The sequence below is a fragment of the Arthrobacter sp. GMC3 genome (assembly GCF_002929305.1).
GTDB lineage: Bacteria > Actinomycetota > Actinomycetes > Actinomycetales > Micrococcaceae > Specibacter.
In genome coordinates, this window is sequence record NZ_PJIO01000002.1 from 16,606 (window position 1) to 39,103 (window position 22,498).

Below are 22,498 nucleotides of genomic sequence, written 5' to 3' on the forward strand. Positions count from 1 at the left end.
GGATCGGGGACTGTGGGACGATGTGGCCTAAGGAAAAGCAGAGCCATAGACAAGTGTGACAGAGGAGCGGCCCGCTATGACAGAGACGTCCGGAACCGGCAAGGGAACGGCAGAAGAACTATTTGACGCCATCACGGCCGGAGAGTTGCACGCCGTGGGCTCCCTGAAATGGACCAGATTTGGGCAGCAATTACCGGCGTGGGTGGCGGAGATGGATTTCGGCATGGCAGGGCCCGTTACCGATGCCCTGCAGGATGCCGTGGGGCGCGGATTGGTAGGATATTTGCCGGATCATCTAATGACCGCCATGGGTTCAGCGTGCCGCAACTTCATGCTGGCCCGCCACAGTTGGGATGTCCCGGCGGACTGGATCCGCCCTGTGGCCGATGTCCTGACGGCACTGGAGTGCACCGTCAATCACTTCAGCGCACCGAATGCGAAGATTGTGGTCCTCACCCCCGCCTACATGCCGTTCCTTGAACTGCCGCCAATCTACGGGCGCGAACTGGTCGAAGTGCCCATGATCGCTGCTGCGGCATCCTGGGAGCTGGACTTCGACGCTCTGGACGCCGCGTTGTCAGGTGGAGGCCTGCTGGTCTTGTGTAACCCGCACAACCCCGTGGGCAAGGTGTACAGCCGCGCCGAACTGCTGCGCATCAGTGAGATTGTTGCCCGGAGCGGTGCCCGGGTTTTCTCGGATGAGATCCATGCGCCCTTGGTCTACGACGGCGGCACCCACGTTCCGTACGCATCCGTCAGTGCCGTTGTGGCGAGCCACACTGTGAGTGCCACATCGGCGTCGAAGGCGTGGAACCTCGCGGGACTCAAGGCCGCCCAAATGATCTTCTCCAACGCCGCCGACCGTGAGCACTGGGCGGGTGTGAGCCACTTTGTGGAACATGGGGCCAGCACCCTGGGTGTGGTGGCGAACATTGCCGCGTACTCCAACGGCGGGCCGTGGCTTGCACAGGTCCTGGACTACCTGGACGGAAGCCGGCAGCTGCTGGCCGAGTTAGTGGCCACGCATTTGCCCGGGGCGCGGGTTCTGGTGCCGGAAGGGACCTACCTGGCCTTCATCGATTGCTCCGCACTGAGGCTGGGCGGTTCCTTGGCCGATTTCTTCCACGAAAATGCTGGTGTGGCGTTGGTCGACGGTGCCGCGTGCGGCGAGCCAGGCAAGGGCTTTGTGCGGCTCAACTTCGCCACACCCCGGCCACTCTTGCGAGAGATTCTTGAGAAGATGGGGGCCGCCGTGGCGGCCTAGTCGAGCGAGCCGCTGCGGCTAGGAAAGTGCGGTGGCCGCTGCCGTGGTAACAGCGGCGCTGAGGAGGTCCAGCGCCGTGGACTGTATCCTCCAGCGCTGCCAGAACAGTTCGATGTGCGAGAGATGGCCGGGGAGAAGTTCCACCAGATCGCCGGAGCGCAGCCCCGCGCGGCAATGTGCCTCCGGCATCAGGCCCCACCCCAGACCAAGCTGGACGGCCGCGGCAAATTGGATTGTGTCCGGGATGAAATGCTGTGCACCGGTCAGCGCTGAACCTGTCACGGTGGTGAAGAAGTTGCTTTGCAAGGTGTCCGTGCGGTCGAATTGCACGGCCGGCGCCGCGGCCAATAGCCCTGGGGTGAATCCTCCGGGGAACCAGCGGCGCATGAAGGGTGCAGACGCGACCGCGCGGTATCTCATGGCGCCTAGTGGAACAACGGAGCAGCCCTGAACGGGATCCGGTGTGGCGGTGACTGCCGCCATGGCCGCGCCGGAGCGCAGCAGGCTTGCCGAGTGCTGCTCATCCTCGCGCAGCACCTCAAAACTCAGCCCCGAGTCCGCCGGGATGATGGCCAGCGCTGGCATGAACCAGGTGGCCAGGGAATCGGCGTTGACCACCACGGTGATGGCCGTCCGGGCTGTTCCGGTCAGACCCAGCTCCGTGGCCGCATCGGACTCCAATTGCCGCAGCTGCCGTGCCAACCTGTGCACAATAACGCCGGCCGCAGTGGGCGAAATCGGGGCAGTTCGTTGCAGCAGAACCTGGCCGGCAGCCTGCTCAAGGGCCTTAATTCGCTGGGAAACGGCCGACGCGGTGACATGCAATTGCTGCGCCGCCGCTTCGAAGGTGCCGCATTCCAGGACCGCTAGAAAGGTGCGGAGCTGCTCGGTTTGAAAGTTCATCATTAGAATCCCTTAGGTATACGTAAAATAATTAGCTGTACCGGTACTGGTCACTCTAGTAGTTTCAGTAGTTGTGATCGCACTTGAAATCCTCTCAACGACAGCCACCGGCCTAGGCGCCGGGCTGGCCCTCATCATCGCCATCGGCGCCCAAAACGCCTTTGTGTTGCGCCAAGGTCTTCGCGGTGAACACGTGCTGCTGGTGGTGTTGGTGTGCATGCTCAGTGACATAGTCCTTATTGCCGCCGGCATCGTTGGGATCGGCGAAGTGGTGCGGGCGGTACCCGCCGTGGTGGTGGTCATTCGGCTGGCTGGAGCGGCGTTCCTGCTCGCCTACGGTGCCCTGGCAGCCAAGCGGGCCTTCCGCCCGGGCGCCCTCAACGCAAGTGCGCAGCAGGGATCGCTGAGTCGCAGGGCAGTTATGGTGACGGTGCTGACGCTGACCTGGCTGAACCCCCATGTCTACCTGGACACCGTGCTGCTGCTGGGCACGCTTGCCAACCAGCACGGTGATTTGCGCTGGTGGTTTGGCGTTGGCGCAGCACTGGGAAGCGTCATCTGGTTCAGCGCCCTGGGCTTCGGGGCCAAGCTTCTGCGTCCAATTTTCGCCAAGCCCGGCGCGTGGCGGGTACTGGACGCCATGATCGCCGCGGTCATGGTTTTCCTCGGCGTGAAAATGGCGCTGGGGGCCTAGAGAAAGTCCATCTCTACCCGCAAGAACGCCTCGGCGGAGACAATGGACGCGGCAAAGGCCTCCTCCTCCGTGGGCGAGGCCCGCGGTGTGCGGGTGAACCACTCATGGCTGTCCATGCGAACCTTGCTAAAGCCGTGGCCCGGAGGGGCGTAGAACACGGCAAAACGTTGCACCGGCCATTCAGGTCCGGTCTCGATTGCCACCAGCAAGGCCGCGTTGAGGGCGGGGTTGAACCATTGGGCTATGGGGCGGCGGCGGTCGTGGTCGAATAGGCCCGCGGCGTACCGCGAGGCCGATTGCGGCCCCATCTGGGCACACAAACGCTCCCACCACAACGGCAGGATCTCGCTGTCGTGGCGAATCCACAGAGCCGGAACCACAGGTTGCTCATCGTGTGCGCCCATAAGTCAATATTAGCGATCAGGGACACAGTATCTAGGGGTGGATCCAGCAAAAATCATGGCAGGTGAGGGCGGCGCCTATTCGCACCCTACGCCGTCGCCGTCGCCGTCAAACTTGCTCTGGAATCCTGGCTGTCCGGCCCGGATGGGGGCGGCGCCCGCTGCCCGGACGGCGGCACAATTCTTGTAGTAGATGTCAGCGGCTGGAGCCTGTGCGGGTGCCTGCGCGGGGGCAGGGTTGGCCGGAGGGGCCGCTGCCTCGGCGGCGGGGGCACCCTGGCTGGTGGGCACCGTTGCATCGGTGCAGCTTCCAAGAACCACGGTCATTGCATCGTGTTCGGCGGCGGTAACCCAAAGCTTGTAGGTGGCTTTTACGGAAATTTGCCGCGCCACATAGTTGCAGCGGTACGCCCTGCTCGGCGGCAACCAGGTGGCGGCGTCGCCGTCGCTCTTTTGCTGGTTGGCGGGGCCATCAACGGCCAGTAGGTTCAGCGGATCGTTGGCCAAGGCCGTGCGCTGCTGCACGGTGAGTTGCTGAGCGCCTTTCTGCCAGGCATCGCTGAGCGCCACCACATGGTCAATTTGCACGGCGGAACTGGTGTCTGTCCCGCGTACAAAGGAAATGGACGTGGCCGTATAGGGGTCTGCCAGCACGCCGCTAAGGACCGTGCAATCCTGGGTTCCCGGCTTGTATGTCTTGGCACTCAGGTCCCGGTTCAGGATGTCATTGCGTGTGTCGCAGCCGTTCTTGTCCACATCCGCCCACGCCTGGCCAAATTCCGTGCGGCTGTACCCGGTCTTCGGCGCCCTGCCCTTGACGGGGAGTGTCGCCAGAACATCCAGGGCCTTGGACGCGAACTCTGGCTCGGTGTTGGCCGCCAGATCCGCGCCGCCGGCATCCGGTGCGTGATCGCCATCCATCGGGGCAGAATCACCCGGGGCTTCCGCTACGTCCAACGCCGGGGCGCCCGCAGGTGCTGGTGCGCCGCCGCAGGCCGTGGCCAGTAACAAGACGGTGGCAAGGACCGTCCCCAGGATGAAATCGGTGGTCCGGGAGGGGCCGGCGGTACGGATCTTGCGCAAGGCGGTGCTCTTTCGTGGAAACGAGGGGGTGACCCACAACCCTATCCCGGGGACCGGCCGGCAAGAGCCATGCAGCTGAGCAGGTGGGGATGCCGAAGCAGACTTTTACCCCTGCTATGTCAACCTCAAATGACCGATGCGGCATCCCGGCCGTTGGGACGGGCCCTAAACCGGTTGCAGCAGTGCCAGAATGTTTTTGAGGATTTCCTCGCCGGCCAGGACGCCCCGCACGGAGGTGAGGCGCAGATGCGGGGCCAGGTATCCGGCGTCGTGCATCTCACCATGGAGCGGACGGAAGGCGATGTCGGCGTTGGCCAGCATGTCCTGATCCAAAAGAGAGTCACCGGCGGCCATGACAGTGGTGGCCCCCGTGCGACGCGCCACCTCGGCCAGTGCGTCGGTCTTGTTGATGGGCACCGGTACGCAATACAGTTTGCGGCCCTGTACGGACACCGTCCACCCCGCCGTTGCGCACATGGCGGTCAGGTTTGCCAAAAATGCTGCGGGCATAGCGTCCCGCTCGATGATGGCGTAGACGAAGAGGTCCTCGGCCCGTCGCAAACGCAAAATCCAACTGGCGAAAGCCGGGTCGGAAAGGTACTCCTCGACGGTCTCCAGGGGCGCACAGTCGGCGGCGATTCGCAGCCTCAGATGCTCCTGCCAATGGGGATCGCGCACCCCTCGATGCAACAGCACGCCGCCGTTGGAAGTAATCGCGTATTCCGGGACCGGCCCGGGCAGTTGCACTCGCTCGTACTGAGCCTGCGTGCGCGTGGTGACGGGGACAAACGTCGAGGCGTCCATGACTTCAAGCAGGAGGTTCTCGGCGGTGCGGGTCATATAAGAGAGGGGAGCGCCGTCATAGACCTCGGCCACCATCATGGGCGGGGCGTCCTTGTCTGCGCCCTCGAGCCACAGGGCATTCTTGGAGTAGATCAGCGTCCTATCAAGATCACAGGCCACCACGACGGTACTGGTGAGCCCGGGCGCTGAGACGGCGGGTTCATCAAGTGTCAGGGTCTCATGCATGGTGCACCGCCTTGCCGTCGGCGCCCACAGCGCTTTTGTCGAACAGTGGATTGATCAGGCCAACGCAGCTGTAGGGCAGTTCGGGGACTTCTTCGACCGGGACGCCGCGTTGCTCAGCCAGCAGCAGGACGTGGGCGACGTCGGCGCGGGCATCGGGATTTACCAGCACCTTCCACGGCACCCGGCGCAGCAGCACACGCGTGGTCTCCCCAACGCCTGGCTTCACCAGGTTCACATTGTTGATGCCGTACTCGGAGCTGATCCGCTCCACCGCCTGCCAGCCCACCCAGCTAGGTGTCCTGTCAAGGCCCGCCAGGGCTGCCACTTCCGTTTCGACGGCGCCGCGGACGGCGGAAAACTGGCTGGAGATGGCGTCCAGAAACTCTTCCGAGACATCATTGGGTGCCAATTCCGCATAGAACTTGGCTCCGTGGAATTCGTCAGGGCCAATGTGTTCGGTGTTGAAGACGGTGCGCGAGACCAGACCGGAAACCGTGGAGTTCAGGCAGGCGGAGGGGATCAGGTAGTCCTCCCGCGTGCCGTACAGCTCCACGCAGTGGCCGGGATCGGCCAGGACGGCCAGATCGGCGGGGAAGCGCACGCCGTCGCTCTTTTCAAAGGCGTCCAAGGCGGCGGCAAGTTCCTTGGAAATGGCGCCCTTGCCCGTCCAGCCATCGACGAACATGATCCGTGCAGGGTCAAAGTTCGCGGCTAAATAGCGCAACGCCACCTGGTCAAGACCTACGCCGCGCACGATGCTCATGGTGAAGTGTGGGGCGTCGATCCCGTGGACCGCCTGCGCCCAGCGGCGCATCAAAATCCCGATGGGCGTGCCGGCCCGGGCCAGTGAAACCAGCACCGGCTGGTTGTTTCGCGCAGCCAGCACCAGTTCCGTCACGACTCCCACAGCCGTGGCAATCCGTTCGCCCGAACGTTCCAGTGCGTCCTGGTACAACGCCTGGTATTCGGGGCTCGGGGTGTATTCCACCGGCAGAGATTCGGCATAGTTCGCGGCACCGGACTGGATGGCATGCTCCCGCTCGGCCGTGGGCGCCTCCAACGCCAGGTGGCTCAAATCCTGCAGCAGCCACGTGACCTCGCCGGGGGCGTAGGAGCCAAACTCCGGCCCGGTCAACGGAACCGGAAGGGCGGTGGTGCTCATGGGTTTTCCTCTGCTGCTGCCGTAGTGGGGTGCGGTGTTGGGTAGTCTGCGGGCAAGAGCACCACGACGACGTCATCGGCCGCGGTTTGTAGTGCAGTTGCCAGCCCCACAAGCCCGGCGGTGGCGCTGCCCCGCGTGATGTCACCTATGCTGGTGCCGGGCTCGGGGAACGCAACAATAGTGCCCGGGCGCCGGCCGGTTCCGGTGAGGTTGTAGGCGTACCTGACACCTGGCCCGTCGGCTGTCAGGTCGTGACTGGCAAACGTCAGTGCCCCTGCGATGGCGTAGTCTTCCCTGTCGATGGGCACAATGGGGGAACGGGTGGTGGTGGAGAACTGCACCTCGACGCCGGGGCGCAGCCGCTGAAGTTGCGTCGCGACAGCAAGCGGAAGGAACATGTTCTCCTCGGTACCCACCACAACGACGGGGCCTTGCGATGCCTGGCGGTCCAGAAGGTTCGCCACCTTGTCAGCTACAAAGGCGATGGTTTCCGGCGCTGGCGGGGCCGTATTGCCAAAGCGGTCGCTGCGGATGGGGGTGACGTCCTCGGGCATGAATTCCAAGATTGACAGTCGCCCGGGCTGTGCCGTTGTGGATAGCTGTTGCGGCAGTCCGTCGATCAGCTCTGCCGCCCGGTCCAGGATGTCCCCGCCCAGTTCAATGGAACCGGTACCCAGGGCCACCACCGAAATTCGGCAGCCCAGCTCGGCGGCCAGGGCGTCAAAGCGCTCGCGGTCAGCGGCTGCTCGCAGGTCGATCAGCGCCGCCACCACATAGCTGGGGTGCGGCACCAAGGCATGCAGTTCGCGGATGGTGTTGATGACGGTGGAACCGGTGCTGAGCTCGTCGTCGACCAAAATAACCGGGCCCTTGCCAGCTAGCCAGTGCGGATCGGTGGGCACCAACAAATGCGATGTGGCGTGCGAATGCCCCTCCTGGAACCCGGCAGCCTCCGCAACGCCCGGGGTGGCATGCCGGGTCGAGTGGATGTAATAGGCGCCCAGGGCATTGGCTACGAGTCGGCCAAGGCCGGTAGCCGTTTCGGCGTAGCCAATTACGACGGCGTCGGGCACGCGGGTGCGCAGGCCAGTTACATGTTCGGCGAAAGAGTCGATGGCCCGGCGCCTCTGATCGGCAGAAGTGCCGGGTGCCAAGACGGCCGTGAGCTGTGCCGCCGCCAGCTGGATGGAACTTTCATCCGCAAGCGGTTGGGTGTGCCCGGCGTCGGCCAACGCCTGTGCCACGAAGGCCCCCAGCAGTTCGCCGGCGGCCATGACAAGTGCCGGTTCGGTGGGGATGTGCTTGGCGAGGACCTGCGATACCAGCAGGTGCGCTCGTTTGGGATTTCGGCGCAGGGCCAGGCCTACTAGGTCTTCTACTGCCACTGCGCTCGCGGGATCGGAGTGGATGCGGATGCCTAGGGCAGATGCGAGGAAGCTGCCGCTCCAGGGCGCAGGGCTGGGCCCGCTCATGACATGCTCGCTTCCAGGAGATCCACGAACGTGACGTCGTCGGCCGCAACACCAAAGGCCTGCGCGCGCAACAGGATCCGTTGCGCCCACGCCTGGTGTGGCTTCATCTCGTTCATCTTGTTGCGGTACGGGGAGGCTGCGGCACCCCCGCCCACATTGCCGGCGATGGCTGTGGCGTCCAGGAATTCCTCATGGCTGACAACGCTCATGGCGTGGACCAGGGCGACGTGCGTGGGGTGGATGACCGTCTTGCCGAGCAGGCCGTTGGCCAGATCCAGCTCGATCTCCCGGATCAACGTGTCAAGGTTTGCGGTCATGATCCTGGTGCGCAATTCTTGTTCGGAGGCGCCCACGAACGGGGTCAGGCGCAGCTGCGGGCGCAGCACCCGTTCGGTGTTTGCGTAGTGTTCCCAGACGGGTCCGGAGATCACGAAGCCGCCGTCGGGCCGGCCCAGGACGTTGACAATGTCACCGATGACGCCGGCCACCACGTTGACGTCGTAGATGGTCAGATCGCGGGAACGGCGCAGCCCAAAGGCGCTGGACATGTCGGTGGCACCGATGCGCACGGACAAGATGTCCTCCCGGTTGGCGCGCAAAAGCTCATGGATGTTCGTTAGCGCCTGCGCACGAGTTTCCAGATGGATGACGGCCGGTGATTCCAGGATCGGCATGATCCGCAGGCGCCGGCCGGTCCCATCGAGACCCTGTTCGGCCTGGATGGTGTGCAGGGCATCAAGGAATGCTGCGCCCGCCCCCGTTTCGTTGTCGAACTTGGGGATCACAAAACCGGTCAGGATCGACAAACTGTGGCCGGCGCGGCGCGAGACGCTGAGCATTTGTTCGGGTGTGCGGACCCGCACAAACAGCAAGGGCAGGTCGCCGTCGTGCTCCGACAAGCGAGAAAGCGCCTGAACCACGTTGCTCTCTGCCGCCGGAACATCGGCGTCGGGAATGGAGTCCTCAAGGCACAGCACCATGGATGCGCAGCCCAAGTCGCGCTGACGCAGGACGTCCTTGACTAGATCTGCACGGTTCGCCGGGGTGTAAAGCGTGCCGCCCAGGGCAACGGCCAGCAGCCCCGGGTCAGTAGTGGCCGTCAACTCCTGCGGTTGCCGAAAAAACAGCCGGCTCAGCTGGGACGGTGTGAGGTACCGAAAGTGTCGCATGTGCCCTTTCGCACTATTTTCAAGAATTGGGGTGCTGCGCTGCGGCAGGGCACACTCGACGCTGGTTAACGCCGGTAAGAGGAGACCGGCGCCGCGTGCGTCATGGTGAAGTCAAACTCCTGCCAGATCTGCAGATCGGACCAACCGTGCGGAACCGGCTCGGCCCGCAGTTCCAGCACATTGCCAATACGCAGTGCCAGGACAAGGATCTGGGTGCCGTCGGCTGGCGGTGGCACGGCCACAGACGCGCCGCTAAAAATCTGCACACCCATGGGCCGGGTGCCACGGTTGATGAAAATGGCCCGCCGGAGCTGGCGAATGTGGCGCAGGGTCACCAGGGCGTTCTGGCCGTCGTAGCCCGCCAGGGGCCGGTTCCCCTTGGTCATCACGGTGCTGCCAGCGGTGTGCCCGTCGACGTCGGCGCCGCCGGTCACCCGCCGCACGCTCTCCCACGCCATGGCGGTGCTGCCGCTGACAACCAGGGTTCCCACAGCCGATTCCAGGGCCGATAACCGCAGGACACGATCCTGTATGTTCAGTTCATAAATGTCTCTGATTCCAGGGGCGGGGAAGAGAAGTTCCACCTCATGGTCCATAACGGTTGCGGCCTCGCGCAGAGCCTTGAGTTTTTGCGCCCGGGGGTTGGCGGACGACGCCGGGGCGTTGTGTCCCAGCACCAGGCCAGCTGATGCTTGCCGTGCCGATGGTGCGGGCGATGGTGGCTGAGGTGCCAGCGGGCGGCCCAGATTCAAGCCACCTGAGGTTGGGGTTGCCGGCGGTGCCGTTGCAATCATAGGCACGCTGGGTGCCGCTGATGCCTGCCCGGGTTTGATCCGGCGTCGTAAATACGGCAGATCCGTGCGAGGGGTGGGGGACCTATTGATCATTGGCTAGAGGCTGATTCCGAAGTCCTTGGCCACGCCGGCCAAGCCCGTGGTGTAGCCCTGGCCCAGGGCACGGAACTTCCATTCGGTGCGGTGCCTGTAGAGCTCGCCGAAGATCAACGCCGTGACGGATTCCATGTTGGAGGCGGGGATGTCGAACCGCAGAATCTCCCGGTCCCCGGCCGTGGAGAGGCGGATATGAGAATTACGCACGGAGGCAAAAGTGCCCTTGCCGCGCACGTCCGGGTCTACGTAGACAAAAAAGACGATCTTGGTGATGTCCTCCGGGACCAGTGAGAGAGCAACGTCAATCTGCTCTTGATCCTCATCCCCCGAAAAGGCGACCGAGGCGTCGGCGCTGACAATCTGGTTGAAGAAAACCAGATGATCGTTGGAGGCTGCCACACCGTTGGCATCACACATGACGGCAAAAGGCACCAGCTCGGCGCTGGGACCGTGGCTGGGGATGGTGTCCCAGCCCAAGCCCACCACCACGTGATCCAGTCCCGGGTTTTCAACTGTCAGGGCAGCATTGGCCCCGGCTACTAGTGTTGCCACGACTGGCCTTCCAAACGCAATGGGTCCCTTTCGGCGGGTACATGGGGTGCGGGTCGGTGTTCGAGTTGCAAGGCGGCGTCCTGGCCGGCAAATTTGTCGGCCAGGAAACGCCCATGGGTGGAAAGTTCCTCGACGGCGCCGATCCGGATCTGGTTGAGCAGATCGGCCAAGGTTTCTTCCAAGGTGGCCAGCTGCTCGGCAAACATGAACGTCGCCTTGGATTCGCCGTCGTGGTGCTCCGGCGGCAGGGCCAAATAAGCTTGCAACGGCGTGGGCACATAAGAACAGATCATGGCGTTGAGCAGCACCCGCTGTTCGGTGGAACAGCCACGGATGCTGATGTCCGTCACAGCCTCGCGCATCAGGTCACCCAAATGGCGCAACTGGGAGGTCAACAGGGGTGGCAGATGACTGCCGGAACGGCGCACTGCAGTACGGAGCGAGTCCACCGCAGTTCCCATTTCGGCGATTTCCGCCGCCACGGGGTCCAATGCGTCGGCGGGCGGCACTGCCGGTTCTTGCCCGCCCCCGAAGAGACCACCTACAAAACGGCCAATCATTGTGGTTCCCTTTGCTTCGAAGAAAGTATTTCCTAGGCTACTCCCGGTCGGTCTGGCGTGAACGCTCAAGGTACGGCTTGGCCTTGGCCAGTCCGTCCTCCAGGGCGTGCACAGTACCTTCCATGTTCTTGGCCGCGGTGGCACGGAACGTGTCGATGGCATCCATGGTGGCGAAGACGTTATCGAAGGCCTTCTGCAAGGTCTCGACGCTGACGCCGGAACTGGAAGCCTGCTGGTGGATGCGAACCGTCTGATCCTTCAACATTTCGCTAGTCTTCAGGATCATGTTGTTGGTGGTGGTGTTGATGGCGTCGATCTGATCCAGCACCATCTTCTGGTTCGCCAGGGCCTGGGCCACAATGACGGCGGTGCGCAGGGCGGAGATGGTGGTGGTGCGGGCCCGGTCCACTCCCTTGATGAGTTCAACGTTGTTCTTACGGATCAGGTCCATGGCGAGGTAGCCCTGGACTGACACGGCCAGCTGGGTCAGGATGTCCTGATGGCGTTGGCGGATGGGGAACAGGACGTCAGCTTCCAGCTTCTGTGCCTGCTCGATCTGGCCGGCAGCGCGGGTCGCGTCAATTTTCTCCACACACGCGGCGTCCAGGGCCTTGGCGAACACGGCGTATTCGCTCAGGCTCTGCATGGTCTCCCACATCTTGACCTTTTCCCCAGCAAGTGAGGCGTTGTCCTTCAGGAGTTCGTCCTGGCCGGCCATGAGGGACTTGATGATGGCGTCGAGCTGGGTCTGCGCCGACTCGTACTTTTGGAAGTACTTGGCCATCTTGTTGCCACCGGGGATGAAACCGAGAATCTTCCGGCCCACGCCAAGATCTGCATTGTTGGGGGTCAGATCCTCAACCGTGCTGCGGAGGTCATTCAGCGTCCCGGCGACCTGGGCCTGGGCGCCGTTGCCGCTCTTCTTGGCACCGGCCAGCGAGGTGGTGGAGCGCTCCAACATGCGGCTGGAGGCGTCCGAGGAGGACGTCATTTCTGAGCCGGCCAGCTTGGAAATACCATCAACTTTTTCCGTGAACTCCGGGCTGCGGGCATCAAAGTTGGCAATCTCCGAAATGTATTCCTTCGCCTGGCGATTGATCTCGACCTGGCGTTCGGCCGGGACCGGAACCATACCTGGTGCCTGCTCCGGCTCAACAATGTCCGGTGCGTCGGGAGCCTTCAGTACCAATGAGGTTTCGGCTTCGGTGGGAGGAGTCAGCGGGCTTGTCATGTGTTTATCCAGATTCGTTTGCGGTGGATACAGAGCATTAGTGGGGCCGGAGCACGTCTCGGTTTGTCGGGCCCAGACATGTCTCGGGTCGTTGGGCCCACGCTCCTTTATCCGGTTCGTTGGGCCCACGCGACCGAGGGGCCCCAACTGGATTCGCTCTAGCGAATTCAGTTGGGGAGGGCGCGGGGACTAGCCCAGCGGTACGCCGAAGTCGGTGGCGATTCCCGCGAGTCCGGTGGCGTAGCCCTGGCCAACAGCCTTGAACTTCCATTCGGAACCGTTGCGGTAAATCTCGGCGAACAGCATGGACGTCTCCGGGGCTGCGTCTTCGCTCAGGTCGAAGCGCACGATTTCGGTGTCGTTGCTGGCGTTGATCACGCGGCAGTAAGCGCCGCGGACCTGGCCGAAGTTCTGGCGACGCTCCTCGGCCTTGTCGATCGAGACGACGATGACCACGCGGTCGACGTCTGCTGCGATCTTGGTGAGGTCGATGGCGATTTGCTCGTCGTCGCCTGCCCCGTCACCGGAACGGTTGTCACCCTTGTGAACTACTGAGCCGTCCTTGGCGGAGGGCTGGTTGTAGAAGATGAAGTCGTCGCCGGAGCGTACCTTGCCGTTGGCGCCCAGCAGCAAGGCCGAGGCGTCCAGGTCGAAGGCGTCACCGGTTGTGGTGCGCGGATCCCAACCCAAACCAACCAAAGCCTGTGCAAGGCCCGGATCGGTTTTGGTCAGTGAGAGGTTGTTACCTTTTTCAAGCGTCAATCCAGCCATGAAGTCTTTTCCTTCGTTTCGGTTGTTCTCAAGCGTACCCGCGGGCAAATACCGGTGGGAGGGGTGGAACTAGTCCAGGACGATGCCGAAGTCGGTGGCGATTCCGTGCAAGCCGGTGGCGTAGCCCTGCCCGACGGCGCGGAATTTCCATTCGGCACCGTTGCGGTAGATCTCGGCAAAGATCATGGTGGTTTCCGATGCGGCGTCCTCGGAAAGGTCGTAGCGGACAATTTCCGTGTCCGTGTCCTGGTTGACCACGCGGCAGAAGGCGTCACGTACCTGGCCAAAGTTCTGCCGGCGGGCGTCAGCTTGATCAATGGAAACCACAATGATGACCCGGTCGATGTCCGCCGAGACCGCGTTGAGGTTGATCAGGATCTGCTCGTCGTCGCCGTCGCCTTCGCCAGTACGGTTGTCACCTTGGTGGATGACGGAGCCGTCCTTGGCTTCGAGCTGGTTGTAGAAGATGAAGTCGTCGTTGTTGCGGACTTTACCGTTCTTGCCCACCAACAATGCCGAGGCATCGAGGTCGAAAGCTTCCCCGCTGGTGGTTCGCGGGTCCCACCCCAAGCCAATCATGGCCTTGCTCAAGCCGGGATCTGCCTTGGTCAAGGAAAGGTTGCTGCCCTTGGACAGTGTCAAAGATGCCATGTTGTTGGACTCCTTCGCTGATTTTTGGTTTTTGATGAACGGTTAGAGAGCGTTGGCGGCCGGGGCTACCAGGTCCATGGCGGTGCGGCCGTTGGCGCGTTCGCCGATGGCTTTGAAGGACCAGCCCGAGCCCTCACGGGACACCTTGGCCATGATCATGGCAGTGTGCGTGCCAGCGTCGGTGAGCTGGAAGCGTGCCACTTCGGGGGAGCCGGGGGTTGAGTCATCGAGCAGGCGGCAAAACGCGTTCTGAACCTGGTCGAAAGTCTGGCGGCTGTAGCTGCTGATGACAAAGACAATCTGCTCCACTGTGGCGGAGACCTTGCTCAGGTCGACGTTGATCACTTCATCGTCGCCGTCGCCCTCACCTGTCAGGTTGTCGCCGGCGTGCGAGGCGGAGCCGTCCTTGCTCTGCAACTGGTTGAAGAAAACCACGTCCAGGGCCTTGCCGTTCTTGTCAAAGAAGATGGCCGAGGCATCAAGGTCGATGTCCGCTGCCTTCTTCATGCCGAACAGCCCGCGTTTGACCGGGGCTGCTGAGTCCCAGCCCAAGCCCATGCGGACCCGGGTGAGGGAGCCGCCGTCGTTCTTCTTCAGTGAAAGAGCCTGGCCCTTTTGCAAGCTAAGTCCCATAATGAATTACTCCTTTAGAAAAGTTGCCTGTTTTAGTTGGAAAATTGTTGTGTTTTGGTCGCATCGCCGGCGGCCTTCTTTTTGTTGCGCAGGATCGAGGAGCCGAAAGCGGCCCCGATGAAAACGACGCCGATGACACCGGTAATTACTTCGTTGATTTCAACACTAATGGTGAGCAGCAAAATAATTGATAGGGCGCCTATGGCCCAGTGCGCGCCGTGGTCAAGGTATTCGAACTCATCCAAGGTGCCTTCCTTGACAAGGAAGACCGTCAGTGAACGGACGAAGATGGCCCCGATCAGGCCCAGGCCCAGGGCGATGATGATTGGGTCTGAGGTGATGGCGAAGGCGCCGATGACGCCGTCGAAGGAGAAGGAGGCGTCGATAACTTCCAGGTAGAGGAAGAGCATGAATGCCGCCTTGCCAATGGCTTTGCCGGCGCTGTTAGTGGATTTGGATTTGGACTTGGGTGCGGCGTCGTCGTTCTCGTCGGGAAGGTTGAACAGTTCGCCCAGGCCGTTGACCAGCAGGTAGGTGACCATGCCGAGGACGCCGGCAATCAGGACGTCAATTTCCTTACCGGGGCGGACCATGGAGGCGGAGGCTACCAGCAGGATCAGGCCGATTGCCACCGAGGCGCCATGGAGCCGGCCGATGAATGCCAGCGGCTTTTCAAGGAAGCCGATCCAGTGCAGCTCCCGCTCCTCAAACATGAAGTCCAGGAAAAGCATCAGCAAGAAGATGCCACCGAAAGCGGCGATCTGGGGGTGAGCGTCATGGAGTAGATAGGCGTAGGTGCCGGGATCGTGGATGCTGCCCTTTTCCAAGGCAAGCGAGATGGCCTGCACCGGATTCAGGTTGGCGGTGACACCAACAATCAGCAGTGGGAAGGCGACACGCATACCCAGAACTGCGATCAAGATACCGACCGTGAGGAAGATCTTTTGCCAAAAATCGCTCATCTTTTCCAAGATGCGAGCATTGACCACGGCGTTGTCGAAGCTGAGGCTAACTTCAAGAACTCCAAGGATTGCGCACAGGATAAGTGCCTCTACGCCGCCATAAAAGAACGCGACTATGAGAGCCACGGCAGTAATCGCGAACGACCACCCAAAAGTCTTCATGAACACGCGGTGACTAGCTCCTCGAGAGTTCCAGACCTGAAATGGGCCTGATTTTGCATCCGGCTCCGTTGCCAGTCGATCGACCCAACGGTCCAAAGACTGTGAAGCTTTAGTCAATTATCTCCAATTGAGCGACTAATTCCTAATGGAATGCCCGTTGTAAAGCTGGGAAAACCCTGATGATTTGCCGCAGGTATGAGGTGGGTCAGCCGTAGACTGACTCAGACGACGGGCTGGACTATGACAAGTTCAAGGACCTGACTACCGAATACATGGTGAGGCAGGACTTTGCCGACTACGGCGTTCGTATCGACAAGCAACTCGTCGCCTTCATTGAGGTCAAGCGGATCAGCCAAAAACTCAACGAGCGGCACCTGCGGCAGGTTCAGATGTACGCCGTCAATGAGGGTATTGAATGGATGGTTCTGACCAACGGCGCCGTGTGGCAGGCTTACCATCTAACCGGCGGATTGCCGGTCATTGTCAACATGGCCTTCGAGATTGACCTGCTGGGGCCGGAGTCGTTGGAGGAAAAGGCTGAGCTGATGTTCCTGCTCCACCGGGAGGCTTTGAAGCGCCGGCGCATTGACGAATCTTGGAAGCATCGTGCGGCAACTGAGCCCAAAGCCCTCTTGGAAATGATCCTTTCCGAGACCATGCTGGAGCAGATTCGTAAAGAAGTGAAGCGGCGGACGGGAATCACCACAACCCCGCAGGCCCTGAGTGAGGTCATCCGTGCGGAAATCGTGGATCCCAAGCTTTTGGCCAAGATCTACAAATCCTGACGTGGGGTTTGGGGTAGGGCCGTCATCGTAGACTGGCGGTCATGACAACCGCACTGTCCTCGATGCCCAAAGCCGAGCTGCACCTTCACATTGAGGGCACCCTGGAGCCCGAGCTGATCCTTGCGCTGGCTGCCCGCAACGGCATCGCCATGCCCTTTCCCACACTGGCGGAATTACGGGCGCAGTACGAGTTCGCAGACTTGCAGTCGTTTTTGAACCTGTACTACGCCAACATGGCTGTTCTGGTGACGGCCGAGGACTTTGCCGACATGACCCGCGCCTACCTGGGCCGTGCCCAGGCGTCCGGGTTGCGGCATGTGGAAATCATGTTCGATCCGCAGGCGCACCTGTTGCGTGGCGTTGACCTGGCGACGGCGGTGAACGGGATTGCGGGTGCGCTGGCTGCCAGTGAGGCCGAGTTTGGCATCAGCACGGCGCTGATAGCGGCATTCTTGCGTGATCAGTCAGAGGCCTCCGCGTTGGAGGTTCTGGCGGAACTGCTGGCCATGGATGCGCCCATCGTCGGGATCGGCCTGGACTCGGCGGAGGTGGGGAATCCGCCGTCGAAGTTCGTGCGGTTATACGAGCGGGCCCGTGACGCAGGCCTGCGACTGGTGGCCCACGCCGGTGAGGAAGGCTCGCCGAGCTATGTGTGGGACGCCTTGGACCTGCTCGATGTTGAGCGTATTGACCACGGGATTCGCAGCATGGAGGACCCGGCACTGGTGGAACGACTGGCCCGTGAGCAGGTTCCCCTGACGGTGTGTCCGCTCTCGAATGTGCGCCTGCGCGCGGTGGACGTCCTGGCAGCACACCCGTTGCCAGCCATGCTCGCCGCGCGACTGAACGTCTGCGTCAATTCCGATGATCCGGCCTACTTTGGCGGCTATGTGGACAGCAATTTTCAGGCTCTGGTGGACGAGTTCAATTTTGACGCCGACACTTTAGCGACCTTGGCGGCAAATTCCATCCGTTCCTCGTTTGCCCCGGAGGAACGCAAAGCGGAACTGCTGGCCGAGCTTGCAGTATGGCGGGCCGCGCAGGCCTAGCGTGTGCCGCGACGACGGCGACAACTCGCGCGGACGGCGCATCTTCGACGGCGTTTGGCGAGTTGGCGCCGTCCTCGCGATGACGGCGCCACTACGCGCCGCCGTCGGCCCTATCCCCGGGCCAACAGGTGCCCGGCAACTGCCGCGACCGGACCCGCCTGCTCCACGAGAAGGACAGCGCCGAGCCCGCACATGATGATCCCGCTGGCCAGCGTAATTCCGCGTGCGGCCCCCGGGCGTGAGCGGAGCAATTTGCGCGAACCGGCGGCAACAACCGTGTAGATGATGGCCGCCGAGGCTACGAATGTCAGCCCCAGAATGACGGACTGCACCGGGACGGGGAAGGCGGCGTGCGGGCTGATGAATTGAGGCGTCAGGGCCAGGAACAACAGCATCCCCTTCGGGTTGATGCTGCTGACCCCAAAACCGTTCAGGAACGCGCCGAGGTGGGTTCCGGCTCCGCCTGTGGAACCGGAGGTATCGGTGGTGAAGCCTGCGCCGCGCCACGATTTCACCGTTGAGACGCCCAGCCACAGCAGGTACAGGGCACCCACAACGGTCAGCCACAACAGCAGGGCCGGCACCGCCGCCATGAGCGCGGCGATCCCGGCGGCCAGCAAAATGGTGTGCAGGATGTAGCCGCTGCACAGCCCGGCGATGGCCGGGGCAAAACTGCGTTCACGCAGCCCGGCCGAGATGGAATACGCCCAGTCGGGGCCCGGCGTGCACGTCAAGGTGACGGCGACGATGAGGAATCCGATGATTGCCTGCGGATCCATGGTGCTCCTGAGCTGGAAGTAATGATGGAGCAAGCTTAGGGAAATTGTTGCCACAAGTGCTTACTAATTACTGCCCAAAAGCTGTTGTTTGGGATAAAATCCGATAGTGATTGACGCTATTGACAGAGAAATTTTGCGCAGGCTTCAGGAAGATGGCCGCATGACTGCCACGGCGCTCGCCGCCGAAGTGGGGTTGACGGTTGCCCCCTGCCATCGCCGCATGAAGGACCTGGAGGCCGACGGCGTGATCAGCGGCTACCGTGTTGTCATTGACGCGGCGTCCGTGGGCTTGGGTTTTGAGGCGATCGTATTTGTCACCCTTGCCCAAGTGGACCGTGCAACTCTGGACAAATTTGAGGCGCAGGTCAGTGCCAATGTCCACATCACTAGCGCCCAGCGGCTCTTTGGCGACCCCGACTACATCTTGAAAGTCATGGCCGAGGACCTTCACGCGTACCAGCAGTTCTTCGACAATGAGCTGACTGTCCTGCCCGGCGTGCAGCGGGTCAGTTCCACCCTGGTCATGAAAAACCTCAAGCCCGGGTCCGGGCTGCCGCTCTAGCCCGGCCAGGCGGAATTGTGGCCCCCTGCTGTCCGTCGCTTCACGTCCGACGGCGGTGATCGCCTCATTCACGGTGGGGCAGGCTGCGTGGTGAACGGCTTGTCCAACGCCCGCGAAATGAGGCCCTGGCGATCATCCGGAGCGGGCTTTTGTGGAACTTAGGGTGTGGTCAGTCCACATCCAAGGTGATTTGCCCTACAGTGGGCCTTATGAAAATTGCGCTCTTTGCCACGTGCATCGTGGACGCCATGTATCCGCGCACGGCACGCGCCACGGTCACCATCCTGGAACGGCTGGGTCACGAGGTTGTCTTCCCTCAAGGCCAGGCCTGCTGTGGGCAAATGCATGTGAACTCCGGTTACTTCAAAGAGGCACTGCCCGTGGTGGCCAACCACGTGAAGGCCTTTGACACCGATGACTATGACGTCGCCGTGGCACCCTCGGGATCCTGCGTCGCCAGCGTCAAGCACCAGCACGAAATGGTGGCCCGGCGCTGTGGTGACGCCGCGCTGGAAGCCCGGGCCGCCGTCGTCGGCGCCAAAACCTACGAGCTCTCCCAATTGCTCACGGACGTTCTGGGTATTAGCAACGCTGCAGAGCAGTTGGGATCGTACTTCCCGCACAAGGTCACCTACCATCCCAGCTGCCACGGCATGCGCCTACTCCGTTTGGAGGATAGGCAGCTAAATCTGCTGGCGAGCGTGGGCGGTATCGAGATGGTGGCGCTGCCCGAGGCAGATCAGTGCTGCGGATTTGGCGGCACCTTCTCCATGAAAAACGCTGACGTCTCCAGCGCCATGAATGCCGACAAAGCCGCCAACATTTGCGGCACGGGCGCAGAGCTGTGTTCCGGTGGCGACGCCAGCTGCCTGCTGCACATTGGCGGCGGGCTCTCCCGGCAAGGCAGCGAGGTGGGCACACTACACTTCGCAGAAATCCTAGCCAGCACACTTGAAAACCCCGTCACCGTCACGGGCGAGGTCCAACTGGCCGGAGGCAAACGATGAGCAACACGTTCCTAGGCATGCCCACCCTGCCCGTTTTTGGCCACGGCAACCTCAACGCCACTGAGCCTTTTCCCAAGGCCGCCCGCCGGGAACTGGCCAACACGCAGCTGCGGGCCAACCTGGGCCACGCAACGCACACTATTCGGGACAAGCGGCTGAAGGTAGTGGCGGAGCTGCCTGACTGGGAAGAGCTTCGAAACGCCGGCAGTGCCATCAAAAACGCCACCATGGCGAACTTGCCGGCCCTGCTGGAGCAGTTCGAGGCCAACTTCACAGCCCGCGGCGGCATCATTCATTGGGCCCGCGACGCCCAGGAAGCCAACGAGATTGTCACCGATCTGATCCGCGCAACGGGTGAAACCGAGGTGGTCAAGGTCAAATCCATGGCCACCCAGGAAATCGGCCTGAACGAATACCTGGAAGAACAAGGCATTGCGGCTTTTGAGACGGATCTGGCCGAGCTCATCGTCCAGCTGGACCACGACAAGCCCAGCCACATCCTGGTGCCAGCCATCCACAAGAACCGCAGCCAGATCCGGGAGATCTTCCTGCGCGAGATGGCCGACGTCGACCCCGCCCTGACCGACGACCCCGCCCGTCTGGCTGAGGCAGCCCGCAAACACCTGCGCAAGAAGTTCCTTTCTGCCAAGGTGGCCGTCTCCGGCGCCAACTTTGGCCTGGCCGACACCGGGACACTGACCGTGGTGGAATCCGAGGGCAATGGCCGCATGTGCCTGACCCTGCCGGAAACGCTCATCACCGTCATGGGCATCGAGAAGCTGCTGCCGTCGTGGACGGACCTTGAGGTGTTCATGCAATTGCTGCCGCGCTCCTCCACGGGCGAGCGGATGAACCCGTACACGTCCTTGTGGACCGGCGTCACCCCTGGGGACGGGCCACAAAACGTGCACCTGGTCATGCTGGATAACGGCCGCACCGCTGCCCTCGCCGACGAAATGGGCCGCACAGCCCTGAACTGTATCCGCTGCTCCGCCTGCATGAACGTGTGCCCGGTCTACGAGCGCACGGGCGGGCACGCCTACGGTTCCACCTACCCGGGGCCCATTGGCGCCATTTTGTCCCCGCTCATGACGGGTATCAAGAGCGAGGAAAACAATTCCCTGCCCTACGCCTCATCCCTGTGCGGTGCCTGCTATGACGCCTGCCCGGTGAAGATCAACATCCCGGAAATCCTTGTCCATTTGCGGGGTGAGGACGTGGATTCCAAACGTTCCAAAACTAAGGCCCCCACGCAGATGGATCTGATGATGAAGGGCGCGCAATGGGCCTTCTCCTCAGGCTCGCACCTGAATTTGCTGGAAAAGGGTCTCCCCTTGGGCAAGCTCGTGGCCGGGCGCAACAAGGTGATCAAGAAACTGCCCGGTCTCGCCGCCGGGTGGACTCAATCACGTGACATCCCCGCCCCGCCCAGCCAGTCATTCCGCCAGTGGTGGGCCACAGAACACCAGGCTCCGGCCGGCGTCGAGCATCCAGAAGGAGACCAGGCATGAGCGCCCGTGACGACGTGATGAGCCGGATCAAATCCGCGCTCCGCGACTCCCCAATTGCCCCGGAGATCCCGCGCAACTACAGCCGCACATCGACCATGAACGACGAGCAGCGTCTGGAACAGCTGGTCGACCGCCTCATTGACTACAAGGCCAACGTGTTTGTGGTGGCGGCCGGACAGGCACCGGTCAAGCTGGCCGAACTACTGGCCGGTTCCTCCTCGATTGTGGTGCCCCACGGCCTCCCCGACTCCTGGCTTTCCGGCCTGCCTTCCATCGGAGGGAACGACGCCGGGACCGTGGCCGTGCAGGTTGACTCGCCCGAGCGCCGCCTCACGGTGGAGGAGTTGGATGCCGTGGATGCTGTGGTGACCGCGGCCGCCGTGGCCGTGGCTGAGACGGGCACCATCATGCTGGACGGCAGCCCGTCGCAGGGCCGGCGCATCATTTCCCTGGTCCCGGACCGGCACATCTGCCTGTTGCAGGCCCGGGACATTGTTGGGCTGCTGCCCGAGGCGATTGCCCGCCTGGACGCCACCGCACCGCAGACCTGGATCAGCGGTCCCAGCGCCACGAGCGACATTGAGCTTGAACGTGTGGAAGGTGTTCACGGGCCGCGGACCCTTGATGTGCTCATCCTGACATAGGAGGGGCTGGGGGTTCCGTGCCGTGGCAACTAGTGGAATCATGGCATCCATGAGGTCTGCAGAGTTGCTCAGCGACGCGTTTAGCCGGATTGACCACATTGTGTCCCAGGTTCTGACGGGACTGGATGTGGAGGCACTGAATTGGCGCCCCGGCGGGAGCGGCAATTCAATCTCTTGGCTGGTCTGGCACCTCTCTCGCGCCCAGGATGAGCAAGTTGCCGACGTGGCAGGGATCGGCTCGGTCTGGGCCACCTCGGCGTTTGCCGCACGGTTTGCCCTGCCCCTGGAGGCATCGGACACCGGTTACGGACACAGCTCGGACCAGGTGTCAGCCGTCCATTTTGAGTCCACCAAGTTGCTGCGCGACTACCACCAGGCCGTGCTGGCGCAGAGCCTGGAATATGTCCGGGGGCTACAGGACGCCGATCTGGACAGGATTGTGGACCGCCGCTGGGATCCTCCCGTAAGCCTGGGTGTCAGGCTCATCAGCATCCTTGACGACTGCGTCCAGCACGGCGGCCAAGCCGCCTACGTCAAGGGCTTGCACAGAAAATAGCTGCGCCTCCCGAATC

General features: G+C 62.4%; 25 protein-coding genes. 9 read left to right on the top strand and 16 right to left on the bottom strand.

All coding sequences use genetic code 11. The features are described 5' to 3' along the window. Positions 1-76 precede the first annotated feature (76 nt). Positions 77-1,264 (top strand): MalY/PatB family protein, encoded by a 1,188-nt coding sequence (locus CXQ94_RS03315; protein WP_104086817.1) that lies wholly within the window; start codon positions 77-79, stop codon positions 1,262-1,264. An 18-nt stretch (positions 1,265-1,282) separates the two neighbouring features. On the opposite strand, the gene CXQ94_RS03320 is transcribed toward CXQ94_RS03315, so the two are convergent. Continuing rightward, entirely contained in the window at positions 1,283-2,170 is an 888-nt protein-coding gene (locus tag CXQ94_RS03320; RefSeq protein ID WP_219816974.1) for a LysR family transcriptional regulator ArgP, read from the bottom strand. A gap of 70 nt (positions 2,171-2,240) precedes the next feature. Between CXQ94_RS03320 and CXQ94_RS03325 the strand changes: the two genes are divergently transcribed. Continuing rightward, positions 2,241-2,861, top strand: coding sequence for a LysE/ArgO family amino acid transporter (locus CXQ94_RS03325; RefSeq protein ID WP_258066637.1), 621 nt, complete (start codon positions 2,241-2,243; stop codon positions 2,859-2,861). On the opposite strand, the gene CXQ94_RS03330 is transcribed toward CXQ94_RS03325, so the two are convergent. The 14 genes from CXQ94_RS03330 to CXQ94_RS03390 form a co-directional block, all read right to left on the bottom strand. Beyond that, entirely contained in the window at positions 2,858-3,265 is a 408-nt protein-coding gene (locus CXQ94_RS03330; RefSeq protein ID WP_104086818.1) for a hypothetical protein, read from the bottom strand. The two genes, CXQ94_RS03325 and CXQ94_RS03330, sit on opposite strands and share 4 nt — an antisense overlap. 75 nt (positions 3,266-3,340) lie before the next feature. Continuing rightward, a complete protein-coding gene (locus CXQ94_RS03335) occupies positions 3,341-4,345 on the bottom strand; it encodes a DUF1524 domain-containing protein (protein ID WP_258066639.1) in 1,005 nt (334 codons plus the stop codon). Between the two features lie 165 nt (positions 4,346-4,510). Then, a complete protein-coding gene (locus CXQ94_RS03340; protein WP_104086819.1) occupies positions 4,511-5,374 on the bottom strand; it encodes an HAD family hydrolase in 864 nt (287 codons plus the stop codon). Further along, positions 5,367-6,536, bottom strand: a complete 1,170-nt coding sequence (locus CXQ94_RS03345; protein WP_104086820.1) for a cysteine protease StiP family protein — start codon at positions 6,534-6,536, stop codon at positions 5,367-5,369. Before CXQ94_RS03345 ends, CXQ94_RS03340 begins: the two co-directional genes overlap by 8 nt. Beyond that, positions 6,533-8,008 (bottom strand): phosphoribosyltransferase domain-containing protein, encoded by a 1,476-nt coding sequence (locus tag CXQ94_RS03350; protein ID WP_104086821.1) that lies wholly within the window; start codon positions 8,006-8,008, stop codon positions 6,533-6,535. The genes CXQ94_RS03345 and CXQ94_RS03350 overlap by 4 nt, the downstream gene beginning before the upstream one ends. Then, positions 8,005-9,177 (bottom strand): HpcH/HpaI aldolase/citrate lyase family protein, encoded by a 1,173-nt coding sequence (locus tag CXQ94_RS03355; RefSeq protein ID WP_104086822.1) that lies wholly within the window; start codon positions 9,175-9,177, stop codon positions 8,005-8,007. The genes CXQ94_RS03350 and CXQ94_RS03355 overlap by 4 nt, the downstream gene beginning before the upstream one ends. Positions 9,178-9,242: 65 nt before the next feature. Next, positions 9,243-10,064 (bottom strand): hypothetical protein, encoded by an 822-nt coding sequence (locus CXQ94_RS03360; protein WP_181034056.1) that lies wholly within the window; start codon positions 10,062-10,064, stop codon positions 9,243-9,245. A 3-nt stretch (positions 10,065-10,067) separates the two neighbouring features. Next, positions 10,068-10,619: a TerD family protein gene (locus CXQ94_RS22430; protein ID WP_181034057.1), complete on the bottom strand. Its 552-nt coding sequence runs from the start codon at positions 10,617-10,619 to the stop codon at positions 10,068-10,070. Beyond that, positions 10,607-11,179 carry a hypothetical protein gene (locus CXQ94_RS22435; RefSeq protein WP_181034058.1) on the bottom strand — a complete coding sequence of 191 codons (573 nt, stop codon included), beginning with the start codon at positions 11,177-11,179 and terminating at the stop codon, positions 10,607-10,609. The genes CXQ94_RS22430 and CXQ94_RS22435 overlap by 13 nt, the downstream gene beginning before the upstream one ends. A 37-nt stretch (positions 11,180-11,216) precedes the next feature. After that, on the bottom strand, positions 11,217-12,410 hold the full coding sequence (locus tag CXQ94_RS03370; protein WP_104086825.1) for a toxic anion resistance protein: 1,194 nt from the start codon (positions 12,408-12,410) through the stop codon (positions 11,217-11,219). A gap of 189 nt (positions 12,411-12,599) precedes the next feature. Further along, positions 12,600-13,181 carry a TerD family protein gene (locus CXQ94_RS03375; RefSeq protein WP_104086826.1) on the bottom strand — a complete coding sequence of 194 codons (582 nt, stop codon included), beginning with the start codon at positions 13,179-13,181 and terminating at the stop codon, positions 12,600-12,602. 69 nt (positions 13,182-13,250) lie between these two features. Beyond that, entirely contained in the window at positions 13,251-13,832 is a 582-nt protein-coding gene (locus CXQ94_RS03380; protein ID WP_104086827.1) for a TerD family protein, read from the bottom strand. Positions 13,833-13,874: 42 nt separating this feature from the next. Beyond that, complete coding sequence (locus CXQ94_RS03385) at positions 13,875-14,465, bottom strand: TerD family protein (RefSeq protein WP_104086828.1); 591 nt, start codon at positions 14,463-14,465, stop codon at positions 13,875-13,877. A gap of 32 nt (positions 14,466-14,497) precedes the next feature. After that, positions 14,498-15,589: a DUF475 domain-containing protein gene (locus tag CXQ94_RS03390; RefSeq protein WP_306418892.1), complete on the bottom strand. Its 1,092-nt coding sequence runs from the start codon at positions 15,587-15,589 to the stop codon at positions 14,498-14,500. A gap of 272 nt (positions 15,590-15,861) precedes the next feature. Between CXQ94_RS03390 and CXQ94_RS03395 the strand changes: the two genes are divergently transcribed. Both CXQ94_RS03395 and CXQ94_RS03400 read left to right on the top strand, forming a co-directional pair. Continuing rightward, positions 15,862-16,374 carry a type I restriction enzyme HsdR N-terminal domain-containing protein gene (locus tag CXQ94_RS03395; protein WP_104086830.1) on the top strand — a complete coding sequence of 171 codons (513 nt, stop codon included), beginning with the start codon at positions 15,862-15,864 and terminating at the stop codon, positions 16,372-16,374. Positions 16,375-16,415: 41 nt separating this feature from the next. Further along, positions 16,416-17,423 carry an adenosine deaminase gene (locus tag CXQ94_RS03400; protein ID WP_104086831.1) on the top strand — a complete coding sequence of 336 codons (1,008 nt, stop codon included), beginning with the start codon at positions 16,416-16,418 and terminating at the stop codon, positions 17,421-17,423. Between the two features lie 110 nt (positions 17,424-17,533). On the opposite strand, the gene CXQ94_RS03405 is transcribed toward CXQ94_RS03400, so the two are convergent. Next, entirely contained in the window at positions 17,534-18,202 is a 669-nt protein-coding gene (locus tag CXQ94_RS03405) for a LysE family translocator (protein WP_104086832.1), read from the bottom strand. A 106-nt stretch (positions 18,203-18,308) separates the two neighbouring features. Between CXQ94_RS03405 and CXQ94_RS03410 the strand changes: the two genes are divergently transcribed. From CXQ94_RS03410 to CXQ94_RS03430, 5 genes are all read left to right on the top strand, one after another. Beyond that, entirely contained in the window at positions 18,309-18,764 is a 456-nt protein-coding gene (locus CXQ94_RS03410) for an Lrp/AsnC family transcriptional regulator (RefSeq protein WP_104086833.1), read from the top strand. Between the two features lie 209 nt (positions 18,765-18,973). Next, positions 18,974-19,771 carry a (Fe-S)-binding protein gene (locus CXQ94_RS03415; RefSeq protein ID WP_104086834.1) on the top strand — a complete coding sequence of 266 codons (798 nt, stop codon included), beginning with the start codon at positions 18,974-18,976 and terminating at the stop codon, positions 19,769-19,771. Further along, positions 19,768-21,282 carry a LutB/LldF family L-lactate oxidation iron-sulfur protein gene (locus CXQ94_RS03420; RefSeq protein ID WP_104086835.1) on the top strand — a complete coding sequence of 505 codons (1,515 nt, stop codon included), beginning with the start codon at positions 19,768-19,770 and terminating at the stop codon, positions 21,280-21,282. Before CXQ94_RS03415 ends, CXQ94_RS03420 begins: the two co-directional genes overlap by 4 nt. Next, complete coding sequence (locus CXQ94_RS03425; protein ID WP_104086836.1) at positions 21,279-21,926, top strand: LUD domain-containing protein; 648 nt, start codon at positions 21,279-21,281, stop codon at positions 21,924-21,926. Before CXQ94_RS03420 ends, CXQ94_RS03425 begins: the two co-directional genes overlap by 4 nt. Positions 21,927-21,975: 49 nt before the next feature. Then, positions 21,976-22,482, top strand: a complete 507-nt coding sequence (locus CXQ94_RS03430) for a DinB family protein (protein ID WP_104087302.1) — start codon at positions 21,976-21,978, stop codon at positions 22,480-22,482. Positions 22,483-22,498: the final 16 nt, after the last annotated feature.

Coding starts and splice junctions, on each gene's coding strand:
- CXQ94_RS03315 (WP_104086817.1), top strand. CDS start 77: ATGACAGAGACGTCCGGAACCGGCAAGGGAACGGCAGAAGAACTATTT.
- CXQ94_RS03320 (WP_219816974.1), bottom strand. CDS start 2,170: ATGATGAACTTTCAAACCGAGCAGCTCCGCACCTTTCTAGCGGTCCTG.
- CXQ94_RS03330 (WP_104086818.1), bottom strand. CDS start 3,265: ATGGGCGCACACGATGAGCAACCTGTGGTTCCGGCTCTGTGGATTCGC.
- CXQ94_RS03340 (WP_104086819.1), bottom strand. CDS start 5,374: ATGCATGAGACCCTGACACTTGATGAACCCGCCGTCTCAGCGCCCGGG.
- CXQ94_RS03345 (WP_104086820.1), bottom strand. CDS start 6,536: ATGAGCACCACCGCCCTTCCGGTTCCGTTGACCGGGCCGGAGTTTGGC.
- CXQ94_RS03350 (WP_104086821.1), bottom strand. CDS start 8,008: ATGAGCGGGCCCAGCCCTGCGCCCTGGAGCGGCAGCTTCCTCGCATCT.
- CXQ94_RS03355 (WP_104086822.1), bottom strand. CDS start 9,177: ATGCGACACTTTCGGTACCTCACACCGTCCCAGCTGAGCCGGCTGTTT.
- CXQ94_RS03360 (WP_181034056.1), bottom strand. CDS start 10,064: ATGATCAATAGGTCCCCCACCCCTCGCACGGATCTGCCGTATTTACGA.
- CXQ94_RS22435 (WP_181034058.1), bottom strand. CDS start 11,179: ATGATTGGCCGTTTTGTAGGTGGTCTCTTCGGGGGCGGGCAAGAACCG.
- CXQ94_RS03370 (WP_104086825.1), bottom strand. CDS start 12,410: ATGACAAGCCCGCTGACTCCTCCCACCGAAGCCGAAACCTCATTGGTA.
- CXQ94_RS03375 (WP_104086826.1), bottom strand. CDS start 13,181: ATGGCTGGATTGACGCTTGAAAAAGGTAACAACCTCTCACTGACCAAA.
- CXQ94_RS03380 (WP_104086827.1), bottom strand. CDS start 13,832: ATGGCATCTTTGACACTGTCCAAGGGCAGCAACCTTTCCTTGACCAAG.
- CXQ94_RS03385 (WP_104086828.1), bottom strand. CDS start 14,465: ATGGGACTTAGCTTGCAAAAGGGCCAGGCTCTTTCACTGAAGAAGAAC.
- CXQ94_RS03390 (WP_306418892.1), bottom strand. CDS start 15,589: ATGAAGACTTTTGGGTGGTCGTTCGCGATTACTGCCGTGGCTCTCATA.
- CXQ94_RS03395 (WP_104086830.1), top strand. CDS start 15,862: ATGGTGAGGCAGGACTTTGCCGACTACGGCGTTCGTATCGACAAGCAA.
- CXQ94_RS03400 (WP_104086831.1), top strand. CDS start 16,416: ATGACAACCGCACTGTCCTCGATGCCCAAAGCCGAGCTGCACCTTCAC.
- CXQ94_RS03405 (WP_104086832.1), bottom strand. CDS start 18,202: ATGGATCCGCAGGCAATCATCGGATTCCTCATCGTCGCCGTCACCTTG.
- CXQ94_RS03415 (WP_104086834.1), top strand. CDS start 18,974: ATGAAAATTGCGCTCTTTGCCACGTGCATCGTGGACGCCATGTATCCG.
- CXQ94_RS03420 (WP_104086835.1), top strand. CDS start 19,768: ATGAGCAACACGTTCCTAGGCATGCCCACCCTGCCCGTTTTTGGCCAC.
- CXQ94_RS03425 (WP_104086836.1), top strand. CDS start 21,279: ATGAGCGCCCGTGACGACGTGATGAGCCGGATCAAATCCGCGCTCCGC.
- CXQ94_RS03430 (WP_104087302.1), top strand. CDS start 21,976: ATGAGGTCTGCAGAGTTGCTCAGCGACGCGTTTAGCCGGATTGACCAC.